Here is a 13022-nt window from a genome sequence, read left to right as displayed (position 1 = left end):
CAACCCGAGATGTGGTCAATTAACCCTAATGCCGGTTCGGTATCGATCTGAACGGGGTTGTTACCCATGTCTTCCAGCGTCACGCTTTCCGCCGCCACCCGCCAGAACCTGCTCTCGCTGCAGGACACCGCGGGCCTGACCGCCACCACCCAGAATCGTCTGGCGACGGGCCTCAAGGTCTCGTCCGCCCTCGACAACCCGGTCAACTTCTTCACGGCGCAGTCCTTCGGCAGCCGCTCGGGCGATCTCGGCTCGCTCCTCGACTCGATCTCGAACGGCATCCAGACGATCCAGGCCGCCAACCAGGGCATCACCTCGATCCAGAAGCTGATCGACTCGGCGAAATCCACCGCCAACCAGGCGCTGTCGACGCAGATCACCACGACCGGCACCGCGGCCAACGATTTCGCCGCCAACACCTCGGCGGCGACCAGCGTCGTCTTCTACGTCAACGGCACGAGCAAGACGGCGACCATCGCCTCGAGCTCGACGATCGACGCGGCCATCACCCAGCTCAACACCCAGGCCGGCTCGACGATGTTCTCCAAGGACACGACCGGCAAGAAGATCGTGCTGAACGCCAGCGCGGCGGTCGAGTTCGCATCGACGACCGGCCAGACGGCGCTGGGCTTCACGGCCGGAGGGGGCGCCGACACGGCCAACAAGTATGGCACCGGCAACACGGCCGCGAGCAACAGCGCCAACCTGACCATCTCGGGGGTGGAGACGCGCAACAAGCTCGCCGAGCAGTACAACAGCCTGCTGATCCAGATCACGCAGCTCGCCAAGGATTCGAGCTTCAACGGCGTGAACCTGATCAGCAACGGCGACGCCTCGAACAAGCTGCACATCGCCTTCAACGAGCGCGACACCGCCAATCTCGACGTCCAGGGCCAGGATCTCACGGCCGACGGCCTCGACCTCGATCCCATCACCGGCAATTCCGGTGCGACCGCGAACGGCCAGGGCAACTTCCTGCTCGACACCGACATCAAGGGGACGCTGACCAGCCTGACCGGCGCCTCGGACACCCTGCGCACGGCGAGCTCGACCTTCGGCTCGAACCTCTCCGTGGTGCAGAACCGGCAGGACTTCACCAAGCGGCTCGTCAATATCCTCGATACCGGCGCGGCGAACCTGACCAACGCCGACCTCAACGAGGAGGCGGCCAACTCCCAGGCGCTCTCGACCCGTCAGTCGCTGGGCATCTCGGCGCTGTCGCTCGCCAACCAGGCGCAGCAGGGCATCCTCCAGCTCCTGCGCTGATCGGCGGCATCGATCGCCGCAGGCGGGCGGGTTTCGGGGGCGATCGCGCGAGCGGTCGCCCTTTTCGTCGTGCGGGCCCCCGCGTCCGCACGGGCGGGCGACGCATCCCCACCCCCGTGTCCGCGCCATGGCGTCCGGGCGCGCGCGTCCATAAATCAGCCGCGTTGTGCGCCGCTTGATCGGCGCCGACACGCTGTCCCTCGCGTGTCGGCCGGGGTCTGTCACAGGTTCGATGAACGCCATCCTGATCAAGCTGTTCGCGACCGCGCTGACCCTGTCCCAGGTCACGACGCGGCCCGACGCGGTGCGGACCCAGTTCGACCCTGCCAAGGACGGCGCGGAGGTCGTGGCGATCCTGCGCGACGGCTGCGCCCACATGCGCAAGTCCTTCGACATCGAGGACATCAACCTCGACGAGCTGATCTCTACCGCCATGGAGGATCCGACCGCGGTGGCGGGCGACAACGCGCCCAAGATCCTGCACGGGCTCGACCTGACCGAGCTGAACACGAGCTACAAGCAGTTCTGCAAGGGCGAGAACCCGGCCAATTCCCCGTTCGAGGCGGGGGCGGTGATCGCGTTCTACAACAACGCCGTGAAGGACCTGCCCTCGGCGGAAGCCCTGCGCGACATCAAGCTCCCCAGCGCGAGCGTGATCCTCGACGGGGCGGGCAAGCCGTTCTCCGAGACCTTCGAGGCCCGCGGCCGGCGCCTCGTGGTGCCGATCGGCACGGTGCCGGACCTCGTGCAGAAGGCGTTCGTCGCGGCCGAGGACAAGCGCTTCTACCAGCACCACGGCATCGACGAGCGCGGGGTGATCCGCGCCTTCGTCGGCAACCTCGCCTCGCCGGGGCGCCCGGCCGGCGGCTCCACCATCACGCAGCAGGTGGTGAAGAACCTGTCGGTGGGCGACGACGTCACCTACGAGCGCAAGATCCGCGAGATGATCGTGGCCTCGCGGCTGGAGAAGCTCCAGACCAAGCCGCAGATCCTCGGGCTCTACCTCAACGGGATCTATCTCGGCCGCGGCGCCTACGGCATCGAGATGGCGGCGCGGAGCTGGTTCGGGAAGTCGGTGGGCGCGCTCACCCTGCCCGAGGCCGCCCTGCTCGCCGGCCTGCCGAAGGGCCCGAACTACTACAGCCCCGACAAGTATCCCGAACGGGCGCGGGAGCGCCGCGCCTACGTGCTCAGCCGGATGAAGGAAGAGGGCACGATCACCGAGGCGCAGATGAACACGGCGATGGCCTCCGACCTCGGCATCAAGCCGCCGGACGCCGCGCGCCAGGATTCCGGCTTCTACCTCGTCGATCACGTGGCCCGCGAGGCGCGGACCTTCGCCGGGCTCGAATCGCTCACCAACGCCAGCTACACCGTGCGCGCCACGGTGAATGCCGGGCTGCAGTCGGCGCTCGAAGGCGCGCTGCAGGAAGGGCTCGCGACCTACGAGCGCGGCACCGGACGCGCCCGCTACGAGGGGCCTGAGCTGAATCTGGCCGAGGCCGTGAAGCGCATCGAGGCCGCCGCGCCCGCGCCGGAACCCGCCGCCGAGCCGGTGCCGCCCCCCGAGACGAAGAAGGGGAGCCGGAAGGCGGCCGCGAAGGCGCCGGCCAAGCCCGCGGTGCAGCCCGCGTGGCAGCGCGCGCTCGTCTCCGCCCGGCCGCAGCTCTACGACGTGCACTGGCCCCTCGCGGTGGTGCTCCAGACGGGGAAGAACGGAACCAAGGTCGGCCTGCCCGACGGCCGGGTCGCCAGCCTGGAGGCCGGCCCGGCACGGGGAAAGCTTCAGCTCTACGACGCGGTGCGGGTGCGCCTGCGCGAGGGCAAGGGCAGCCCGCGCGCCGACCTGCGGGTGCGTCCGACCGTGCAGGGCGCCGCCCTCGTGCTGGAGAACCGCACCGGAAAAATCCTGGCGATGAGCGGGGGCTTCTCCTATCCCCTGAGCCAGCTCAACCGGGTGACGCAGACCGTGCGCCAGCCGGGCTCGACCCTGAAGCCGCTGACCTACCTCGCCGCGCTGAACGCGGGGATGCAACCCAACACCCTGGTGATGGATTCCGCCGTGACCCTGCCGCCGATCGGCGGGATCGGCGATTCCTGGTCGCCCAAGAACTACGACGGCGGCGGCTCCGGCGCGACGACGATCCGGCGCGGGCTCGAATTCTCCAAGAACCTCGTCACCGCCCGCCTGCTCCAGGGCGGCATCGCGGCCAAGGCGCCCGACAGCCTGCAGCGGGTCTGCGATATCGCGCTCGAAGCCCAGCTCTACGCCGAGTGCGAGCGCTACTATCCCTTCGTGCTCGGCGCCCAGCCGGTGCGGATGATCGATCTGGCGAGCTTCTACGCGGCCATCGCCAACGAGGGCGCGCGCCCGAGCGCCTACGCGCTGGAGGCGATCGAGCGCGACGGCAAGTCGGTCTACAGCCACCCCGACAAGGCACCGGTGCGGATCGGCTCGGCCGACCGGGTCGCGTTCTACCAGCTCAAGACCATGCTCCAGGGCGTGACCCAGCACGGCACCGCCGCGGCGCTCGCCGGCATCTCGCCCTACGTCGCGGGCAAGACCGGCACCTCGGAGAACGAGAACGACGCGTGGTTTGCCGGCTTCTCGAACGAGATCACCGTGGTGGTCTGGGTCGGCTACGACAACGCCGACGGCGTGCGCCGGACGCTGGGCCGCGGCCAGACCGGCGGTCACGTCTCGGTGCCGATCGCGCGATCCATCTTCCAGGCGGCCTGGGCCAACGGCGTGCCGCGCACCCCGCTGGCGCCGCCCTCGCCGGAGGCGAAGGCGCTCATCGCCGACCTGCCGATCGAGCCGCGGAGCGGCCAGCGCGTCGCGGGCGGCGGCTTCGTCGAGCATTTCCGGCTCAAGGACGGCCGCGTCGCCGACACGCAATACGCGCTGGTGCCCCGTGAGACGCTCTACGCCATGCGCCCCGACGCGGAGGACGGCGATGTCGGCAATGCCGAGGACGGGGCGGACGTCGCCGGCGACCTCTTCGGCAACCTGCCGGGCGGGCGCCGCGACAGCGGCGATCCCTTCGCCCAGAGGCGCAGCGCCGACACGGAGTCCGATCGGAGCGCCGATCCCTGGGGCCTGCGCCGCGACCGGCGGGACGAGCCGCAGGCCTGGCCCGGCCGCGACCGCTACGGGCAGGTCAACCCGGTGCCGTTCGGCTCGCCCTTCGACGACGACGGCGACACGCGCCGCCGCCAGCGCCGCCGCGATCCCGATTACCTGTTCGGCGAAGACCCCGGCTACTGACGCGCCGCCCTTCGCCGCTCTCCCCCCATCGACGCATCCGAGGTCCGCTTTGCCCAGGCAGTTTCCGGCCGCCCTCCTCGTCGCGCTCGCGGTGGCCGTGCCGGCCCGGGCGCAGGAGACGGCGAAAGATCTCCCGAAACCCGCCGCCCTGGTCTCCGACCGGGTCAGGGACGTCCCGGCCCTGGCGCCGGGCGACGCCGCGAGCCTCAAGCCCGGAACGGTGCTGTTCAGCGACCGCCGTGAGGCCGCCTCGACCAATCCGGAGAGCGGGCTGATCGCCTTCGACGCGTGGTGCAAGAGCCGGCCGCAGGAGGCCGCGGCGCTGAGCCCCTGGCCCGGCTATACCGAGCCCGAATACACCCAGACCGTGAACGGCGTCGCCAAGCAGCGCCACGAGGCGCTGAAGGTCTACGTCGCGGAAGGGCGCTTCGTCGTGGCCAAGCCGCCCTCCGCCATCGACCTGTCGGCCTTCGCCAATCTCGATTTCCTGGCCAGGATGGATCCGGTGATCCGCCACAAGCGGCTCGAGCCGGCGGAGGCGACGCCGACCAAGGACCCCGCCGCCGCCTTCGCGAAGCGGCCGGACCGGCCCTGGTGCGGGGCGGGGGGCGTCTGCATCGAGTCGCGCTACGACCTTGAAGGCAAGCTGCCGCTCGGCGTGAAGCTCGCCAACAAGCTCGAACTCGGCAGCTCGAAAAGGATAGCGGAGTTCGTCTCGTTCCAGAGCGAGCTGCGGGTGCTGCCGCCGGCCGAGGCCGCGGGTCTCGCCGCGCTCACCAAGATCGACACCCCCGTGGCGGGCGGGCTCGAACAGACGATCTTCTGGGTCAACCAGATCCTGCGCTTCGGCAAGTTCCTGGCGGTGATGCAGCCCGCCCCCGACGACCCGAACCGGACCGTGGTGACGACCTACATGGCGCTGGCCATCAAGGCGGACGTGCTGGAGCGCAAGCAGGAATATGCCCGCGTGCCGGTGCTCAAGAACCTGCTGCCGGTGCAGGTGCTGATGGGCAATTCCTCGTTCAACACCGGAACCTCGATCAGCGCCGGCGTGCCGACCTACGCCCGCAACCGCATCGTCGCCTTCGCCGACGCCCTGGCGAAGCGCTGACCCACGTCCGCGGGCGTCATCCAGTCCTCACAAACCTGTGCCCAATGTCACTCGTGTCGCCGATAGGGCACAGACATTCGCTGGTATATTGGATAAAGTTCTTCGACTCGTTCCTGAGACCGCGAGTCACCTCAGCCGGCGCGCCCTTGATGGGCGCGCCGCTTTTTCTTGTGGACGCCCCTACGGGCTCCCCGGCCCCCTGGCGAGCCCGGCCAGGGTAAACAGGTCCACCGAGAGCTTGGCGCCGACCACGAGGGTGTCGGGGATGTTCTTCGGGTGGTACGGGAAGCGGGTCTGATCCGGGTTGACGATGTACTGCAGGTTCGGCGTCAGCCGGATCGCGGGCGTGACCTGGATCCCGTAATTCAGCTCCATCATGATCTGCTGCCTCGGGATCCTGCGGAACAGCCCGAGCGAGGCCTGCGCCGCCTCGATGTTGCCGAGCGCCAGCGGGCTGAAGGCCTGCGTGTTGATGACGAAGCCCACCGTATCGTAGGGCCGGCCCGCGAAGGTGCCGGTCTGGAGCGCGCCGATCTCCAGGAAGTAATCCTCGACCAGGCGGCCCCCCGTGCCCGCCATCGCGACGCCGAACAGGGTCAGGCCCTGGATACCCTTCGGATCAGGCCGCCACACCATCTGGTCGAAGCGGGCGTAGATTCCGGAGCGGCCGAACCGGGTCGCGGGGGAGAGCCCGGTGAGCACGGCGCGCCCGCCCGCGATGTCGCGCACGGGATCGGAATAATCGGAGCGGTCGATCCAGCCGCCGATGCCGTAGTTGCGGGGCAGTTCGTCGTTGGCGAAGGTCGTCGAGTAGCCGAGTTCGAACGGCACGATGGCCCCGGTCGCCCCCTTGGTCGAGAATTCGAGGCCGTTGTCGCCGGGCTGCTGATGCAGCGGGTTCACCTCGTAGGCGCCGACGTGGAAGAACACCGTGTCGGTCAGCCACGCCTTGGCATGCCCGCCCCAGCTCGCCACCGGCCAGAAGGTGAAGTTCGAAGTCTTGAACACGAAAGTCGGGTTGCCGCAGGCGGAGTTCGTCTGGAAGTTGCAGTAGATCGGCGAGTTGAGGAAGGCGATGTTCGCCACCAAGCGTCCGACCTCGATGTCGAGCCGGTTGTCGAACAGCTTCTGCTGATAGGAGAGCAGCGTCAGCCGGGTGGTCTGGCCGCCGCCGTAGATCTCTTGGACGCTCGTGTTGTTGCCGATGGCGTCCTGGGCGAGGCTGCGGCCGTGGCGGTTGGTGACCGCGACGTGGAACGAGCCGCCCTCGATCCCGGCGAGGCGGTTGAGGTCGCCGTCGATGCCGAAGAAGACCTGACCGGCCCAGGCCGCCCCCTGGCGGATGCCGCCGACGGGGTTGGCCGCGCCCTGGCCGGTGTAGTTCAGGAGGAACGAGAGGCCGTTGCCGAGGTCGAAGGTGCCGGGCGGCAGGGTCGGGGGCGTCGCGGTCTGGCCGAGCACGTCGGCCGCCGCCGCGGCGCTGCCGTCATTGCCGAAGACCCGGCGGGACGGGGCGCGCCGCGCGATCCGCCGCAGGGCGGGGCGCCGGACCGTGACCGGCACGCCGGTCCGGGTTCCGGCAAGACCCGGTTGCGCGGGCGGCTCCTGCGCGCCGGCCGGCATCGTTCCGCCGGCGAGCGCCGTGCAAAGGCCGAGTGCGGCCCACGCTGCCTTTCCAGCCTTCATCCCTTCCCCCTCTCGGTGTCTTCCCGGCCTGGTTGGCTGAGCGCGACCGCTGATTTAATCAGAAGTAGTATTTAGTTTCGCAGGTCGCGGCAGAGGCCGATCGGCTGCGTTCCCGCGTCTGCCGGGCGGGGCCGGACGCTCCGGCGCCGGCCGCCCGGTCAGGCCGCCCGCTTCTTGAGCAGGCCGACCAGCAGGCCCGTCACCACGGTGCCGGCGGCGAGCGCGCTCAGCGCGCCGGTCAGGTTGGTCACCGCGTTCGGGATCGGCAGCACGAACAGGCCGCCATGGGGCACCTTGAGGGTCACGCCCGAGGTCATGGCGATGGCCCCGGCGATCGCCGAACCGGCCACCATGGAGGGGATCACCCGCAGCGGATCGGCGGCGGCGAAGGGGATCGCGCCCTCCGTGATGAAGGCTGCGCCGAGCACCGCCGCCGCGCCGCCGGCCTCGCGCTCCGGCCCGGTGAAGCGGTTCGGGAACAGGCGGGTGGCGAGCGCGATCCCGAGCGGGGGCGTCATGCCGCCGAGCATCACCGCCGCCATCGGCGCATCGACGCCCGACGAGAGCAGCGCCGCCGACGACGCGTAGGCGGCCTTGTTGATCGGCCCGCCCATGTCGACGGCCATCATTCCGCCGAGCACGAGCCCGAGGACGAGGGCGCTCGCCCCCTGCATGCCCTTGAGCCACTCGGTGAGCGCGGCGAGCACGGCGGCCACCGGCACGCCGACGACGTAGACCATCAGCAGGCCGGTGATCGCGGTGGCGAGCAGCGGCAGGATCAGGACGGGCTTGAGACCCTCCAGGTTCTTGTGCAGGCGGATGTGCCGGTTGAGGAAGCTCGTCGTGTAGCCGGCAATGAAGCCTGCCGCGATGCCGCCGAGAAAGCCCGCCTGGAGGTTGGCGGCGAGCATGCCGCCGATCATGCCCGGCGCGATGCCGGGCCGGTCGGCGATGGAATAGGCGATGTAGCCGGCGAGCGCCGGGACGATCAGGGCGAAGGCCGCCTTGGCGCCGATCTGACCGAGCGCGTAGCCCAGCGTGCCCGCGTTCTCCGGCTTCATCGCGTCGATGCCGCCGAAGGCGAAGGCCAGCGCGATCAGGAGGCCGCCCGCCACCACGAAGGGCAGCATGAAGGACACGCCGGTCATCAGGTGCTTGTAGGCGCCCGCCTTCTTCTCGGCCGCCGCCGGGCGGGCCGGGCCGTCCGCCGTGTCGGGGCCGCCCGCCGCCTGCAGCTGCGCTTCGGCGAGCGCGGTGGCGATCAGGCCCTTGCCGTCGCGGATCGCCGCCTTGGTGTTGGTGGCGTAGACCCTCTTGCCGGCAAATCGAGACCGGTCGACGCCGGTATCGGCGGCGATGAGGACGATGTCGGCCGCCGCGATCTCCGGCGCGGTCAGGGCGTCGCGGGCGCCGACGGAGCCTTGCGTCTCGACGCGCACGTCGTGGCCGAGGGCCTGGGCCGCCGCCTGGATGCCCTCGGCCGCCATGAAGGTGTGGGCGATGCCGGTGGGGCAGGAGGTGATCGCCACGATCTTCCTGGGACCGGCCGCCGCGGCGGGGAAGGGGGTGTCCGCTCCGGCGCTCAGGCGGTCGAACACGGCGTTGACGTCGGTCAGCACGTCCTCGATCGCCGCCCGCGCCCGATGGAGCGCGCCGAACCGGCCCTCGCCGAGATCGCCCTCGCCGACGAGCAGCACGGCTTTCGCCCCCGCGATGGCCGCCTCCGAGAGCGGGTTGCCGCTGGCGCCGTTGCCGCGGACTTCGAGGGCGATCTGCGTGTTGCGCCGCCCGGCCGCCTTGCGGAGAGCCTCGGCGGCGAGGACGGCGTGGGTGGAGAGGTCTCCGCCTCCCACCACGGCCAAGAGCTGTGCCATGGATTTCCTCCCGTAATCTGATTGTTCGATCTCTCGACCGCTGCATTCCCCTCTCCCCTCTGCGGGAGAGGGTGGCCCCCGAAGGGGGGCGGGTGAGGGGCGGCTCAGGTTCTTCCGGAAGCGTCGCTCCCCTCTCCCGCCCGCTCCGCGGGCACCCTCCCCCGCGGAGGGGGGAGGGTGATGCGCTCCGCGCCTAGCTGACGCGTTCCACCCGGATCTCGCCCGCGAGCGCCTCTATCTCCGCCCGCCCCGGCAGGTTCGCCCCCGTGCGGCTGAGCTTGCCCGCGGCGAAGGCGAGCGCCCGCCGGGCGAGGTCGGGCAGATCCAAGCGGTCGTGCAACCCGGCGACGAGGCCGGCGACGAGGGCGTCGCCCGCCCCGACGGTGCTCGCTACCCGCGTCGGCGGCGGCAGCGCCCGCAGCGCGCCCTCCGACGAGACGAACAGCGCGCCCTCCGCCCCGAGCGAGACGCAGACCAGCGCGATGCCGCCGCGCTGAAGCGCTCGGGCCGCGTCGAGCACGTCGGCGAGCGCGGGAAGCGGGCGCCCGGCCCATTCCTCCAGCTCGTGCCAGTTCGGCTTGATCGCGTCGGGCAGCCGGTCCCGCCCGGCGGCGAGCGCCGCGGCGAGAGCCGGGCCGGAGGCGTCGAGGACGACGCGGGCGCCGCGGCGCCTCAGCTCGGCGGTGAGCCGGGCATAGGTGTCCGGACCGAGCGAGCGCGGCAGGCTGCCGGCCAGCACCGCGAGGTCCCCCGCGCCGGTGAGGTCGGCGAGAACGGCCCGCACCGCCTCGACCGTGGAGGGCCCGAATTCGAGCCCCGGCAGGTTGATGTCGGTGGTGTCGCCGCTCGACGCGTCGAGCAGCTTGAGGTTCGTGCGCGTCTCGCCGGGGATCCAGACGAAACGGTCGTCGATGCCCTTGGCCGCGAGAAGCTGCGCGAAGGGCGCGGCGTTGTCCTGGCCGAGCACGCCGGTGGCCGCGACCGAGAGGCCCCAATCGGCGAGGCAGCAGGCGACGTTGACGCCCTTGCCGCCGGCATCCGCCCACACCGAGCGGGCGCGGTGGACGCTGCCGGGGGTCAGCGCGTCGAGGGTGACGGTCTGGTCGATCGCCGGGTTGAGGGTGAGGGTGACGAGGCGCATCGCTCAGGCTTCCTTGGCGGCGCTTCGGGCGGCGGTCTCGAGGGCGCGCACGGCGGCCGCGTCCTCCTGCGCGCAGGCTTGCTCCGCGAGCGCCTTCAGTTCGGAGAGGTCGCAGGCCCGCAGCCGCGCCTTCACGCCGGGCAGGTCGCGGGGCGTCATCGACAGCTCGTGGACGCCGAGTCCCGCGAGCAGGGCGGCGCCGAACGGCTCGCCCGCGATGCCGCCGCAGACGCCGACGAAGCGCCCGTGCCGGGCGGCGCCCTCGCAGGTCAGGCGGATCAGCCGCAGCACCGCCGGGTGGAGCGAATCGGCCTCCGGCGCGAGGTCGGTGTTCTGGCGGTCGATGGCGAGCGTGTACTGGGTGAGGTCGTTGGTGCCGATCGAGAAGAAGTCGCAGTGCCGGGCGAGCACGTCGGCCTGCACGGCGGCGGCGGGCACCTCGATCATGATGCCGAGCGGCACCTCCGGCGCGCCGACATCCGTCCGGATCGTCTCGCAGATCGCGCGCAGCCGCAGCACCTCGGGGACCGAGGTGATCATCGGCATCATGATCGAGAGCGGCGCGTCCTTGCCCCTCGGCGCGTCGGCCGGCACGTGGTCCTTGGCGGCGCGGTAGAGGGCGCGCAGCTGCGGCTCCATCAGGTCCGGCCGCCGCAGGAGCAGGCGGGCGCCGCGCACGCCGAGGAACGGGTTTTCCTCCCTCGGCAGGTGGAGGTGGGCGACCTGCTTGTCGCCGCCGATGTCGAGGGTGCGCACGATGAGCGGGCGGCCCCCGAGCGCCTTCAGCATCGCCGAGTAGGTCGCGTACTGGTCGTCCTCGGTGGGCGTGTCGCCGCGCTCCAGGAACAGGAACTCGGTGCGCATCAGGCCGACGCCCTCCGCGCCCTGATCCAGGGCCAGCGGCACCTGCTCCGGATTGTTGACGTTGGCGCCGATGGCGATGCGGTGGCCGTCGCGGGTCTCGGCGGGCTTGGCCCGCTCCCGCGCCTCGGCCTCGGCCTGCGCGCGCTGGCGCGCCTGCCACGCCCGCGCCGAGGCGACGTCCGCCTCGCTGGGATCGAGGTAGAGCCGGCCGGTGGTGCCGTCGAGGATCGCGAGCGTGTGGTTGGCGAGCGCCAGCAGGCCGGGGCCGCCCGCGACCACCGCCGGGATGCCGAGCGTGCGCGCCAGGATCGCGGTGTGCGAGGTCGGCCCGCCCTGGGCGGTGGCCAGCCCGATGACGCGGGCCGGGTCGAGACCGGCGGTGTCGGAGGGGGCGAGGTCGGGCGCGACCAGGATGCAGGGCACGTCCGGCAGGTCGTGGCCGCTCTTCAGCGCCGGGTCGATCTGCGCCAGCACCCGGCGGCCGACGTCGCGCAGATCGGCGGCGCGGGCGGCGAGCACCGGGTTGCCGAGCGCCGAGAGCTGGCCGGCCATCCGCTCCACCGCCGCGTTCCAGGCATAGGCCACGCCGTGGCCCTCGACCATGAGCTGGCAGGCGAGCGTGATCAGGTCGGTGTCCTTGATCAACTCGGCTTGCGCGGAAAAAATCCCGGCATCGGCCTTGCCGAGACGCCGCTCGGTGTCGTCGGCGAGCGCCTTGAGCTGGCCGCCCGTCGTCGCGAGCGCCCGGTGCAGCCGGTCGGCGCCGGAGGTCAGCGGCTCCGGCTCGTCGGGGACGCTGACCTCGGCCGCCGCCAGGACGTGGATCGGGCCGATGGCGATGCCGGGGCTGGCCGCGATGCCGGCCATCACCCGCGGCGCGTCGGCGGGGTTCCAGCCGGCCACCGGGGCGGCGGCCTTGGCCGCGGCCTCCGCCGCGCGCTGGGCGGCGGCCTTCTCGCCGGCGCTCAACCCGGTCACCGCGGCGCAGATCCTGGCCAGCGCCCCGGCCTCATCGTCGCCCTCGGCCGAGATCGTCACCTCGTCGCCGCAGCGCAGGCCCAGTTGCAGCAGGGCGATCAGGTTCTTGGCATCCGCCACTTGATCGCCGTGGCGCACTTGGATGCGCGCCGGCAGCGCGCGGGCGGTCTCGACCCAGTGCGCGGCCGGGCGGGCATGCAGGCCGGTCGGGTAGTCGACGGTCCAGTCGAAGCGCTGGCGCAGGTCCCTGGCCGGGCCGGAGGCGACCGGCGCGGCGGCATCCTCGGAAAGCGCCGCGGCGATGTCCGCCTCGCTGCCGGTGGTGCGGAGTTGTTCGAGCCGTGCCTCGTTCTGGATCAGGCGCGTGAGGCGGCGCAGGACGGTGATGTGCGTGTCCGACTGCGCGGCGATAGCGACGACGAGGTGGGCGGTCTGGCCGTCGTGCCATTCGATGCCGCCGGGGATCTGGAGGACAGCGAGGCCGCTCTCGCGCACCAGATGGCGGTCGTCGACCATGCCGTGCGGGATCACCACGCCGTGGCCGAGATAGGTGTTCGCCACCCCCTCGCGGCGCAGCATGCTCTCGCAATAGGCGCCGTCGATGCAGCCGGCGGCGGTGAGCAGCCCCGCGGCCTCGCGGATCGCGGCCTCCTTGCTCGCCGGGGCGGCAGCGAGGCGGACCAGCAGCCGCGGGCCGGTGCGCGGGTGTGAGACGATCGGCGTCAGCGCGAGCATGGCGTGCTCTCCTCAACCTCGGGGCGCTCCGGCTGGCTTCGCCGGATGCGTCGGTCATTTTCGGCCTGCCGGCCTGACCTGTTGTTCCGAATGAAAACG

Annotated in this window: 7 protein-coding genes; 3 read left to right on the top strand and 4 right to left on the bottom strand. The window is 71.4% G+C overall.

All coding sequences use genetic code 11. From position 1 onward, the window contains the following. Nucleotides 1-66: 66 nt before the first annotated feature. The 3 genes from ABS772_RS20730 (at nucleotide 67) to ABS772_RS20720 (ending at nucleotide 5645) form a co-directional block, all read left to right on the top strand. Entirely contained in the window at nucleotides 67-1266 is a 1200-nt protein-coding gene (locus tag ABS772_RS20730) for a flagellin N-terminal helical domain-containing protein (RefSeq protein ID WP_238254568.1), read from the top strand. A gap of 232 nt (nucleotides 1267-1498) precedes the next feature. After that, nucleotides 1499-4534 (top strand): penicillin-binding protein 1A, encoded by a 3036-nt coding sequence (locus tag ABS772_RS20725; protein WP_350396626.1) that lies wholly within the window; start codon nucleotides 1499-1501, stop codon nucleotides 4532-4534. Between the two features lie 49 nt (nucleotides 4535-4583). Next, complete coding sequence (locus tag ABS772_RS20720; protein WP_350396625.1) at nucleotides 4584-5645, top strand: hypothetical protein; 1062 nt, start codon at nucleotides 4584-4586, stop codon at nucleotides 5643-5645. A gap of 180 nt (nucleotides 5646-5825) precedes the next feature. On the opposite strand, the gene ABS772_RS20715 is transcribed toward ABS772_RS20720, so the two are convergent. The 4 genes from ABS772_RS20715 to ptsP form a co-directional block, all read right to left on the bottom strand. After that, complete coding sequence (locus ABS772_RS20715) at nucleotides 5826-7331, bottom strand: carbohydrate porin (protein ID WP_350396624.1); 1506 nt, start codon at nucleotides 7329-7331, stop codon at nucleotides 5826-5828. Nucleotides 7332-7489: 158 nt separating this feature from the next. Further along, nucleotides 7490-9205 carry a fructose-specific PTS transporter subunit EIIC gene (locus tag ABS772_RS20710; RefSeq protein ID WP_350396623.1) on the bottom strand — a complete coding sequence of 572 codons (1716 nt, stop codon included), beginning with the start codon at nucleotides 9203-9205 and terminating at the stop codon, nucleotides 7490-7492. A 193-nt stretch (nucleotides 9206-9398) separates the two neighbouring features. After that, on the bottom strand, nucleotides 9399-10346 hold the full coding sequence (gene pfkB, locus ABS772_RS20705) for a 1-phosphofructokinase (RefSeq protein ID WP_350396621.1): 948 nt from the start codon (nucleotides 10344-10346) through the stop codon (nucleotides 9399-9401). 3 nt (nucleotides 10347-10349) lie between these two features. Next, nucleotides 10350-12923 carry a phosphoenolpyruvate--protein phosphotransferase gene (gene ptsP, locus ABS772_RS20700; RefSeq protein ID WP_350396620.1) on the bottom strand — a complete coding sequence of 858 codons (2574 nt, stop codon included), beginning with the start codon at nucleotides 12921-12923 and terminating at the stop codon, nucleotides 10350-10352. Between the last annotated feature and the right edge of the window lie 99 nt (nucleotides 12924-13022).

Origin of the sequence: Methylorubrum podarium (assembly GCF_040270385.1) — a bacterium.
Lineage (GTDB): Bacteria > Pseudomonadota > Alphaproteobacteria > Rhizobiales > Beijerinckiaceae > Methylobacterium > Methylobacterium podarium.
Note: the sequence above shows the minus strand (reverse complement) of the source record. Positions and strands in the feature narration are given on the sequence as shown.

Bases quoted from the DNA above. Each gene is read 5' to 3' on its own strand.
- ABS772_RS20730 (WP_238254568.1), top strand. From the start codon at position 67: ATGTCTTCCAGCGTCACGCTTTCCGCCGCCACCCGCCAGAACCTGCTC.
- ABS772_RS20725 (WP_350396626.1), top strand. From the start codon at position 1,499: ATGAACGCCATCCTGATCAAGCTGTTCGCGACCGCGCTGACCCTGTCC.
- ABS772_RS20715 (WP_350396624.1), bottom strand. From the start codon at position 7,331: ATGAAGGCTGGAAAGGCAGCGTGGGCCGCACTCGGCCTTTGCACGGCG.
- ABS772_RS20710 (WP_350396623.1), bottom strand. From the start codon at position 9,205: ATGGCACAGCTCTTGGCCGTGGTGGGAGGCGGAGACCTCTCCACCCAC.
- pfkB (WP_350396621.1), bottom strand. From the start codon at position 10,346: ATGCGCCTCGTCACCCTCACCCTCAACCCGGCGATCGACCAGACCGTC.
- ptsP (WP_350396620.1), bottom strand. From the start codon at position 12,923: ATGCTCGCGCTGACGCCGATCGTCTCACACCCGCGCACCGGCCCGCGG.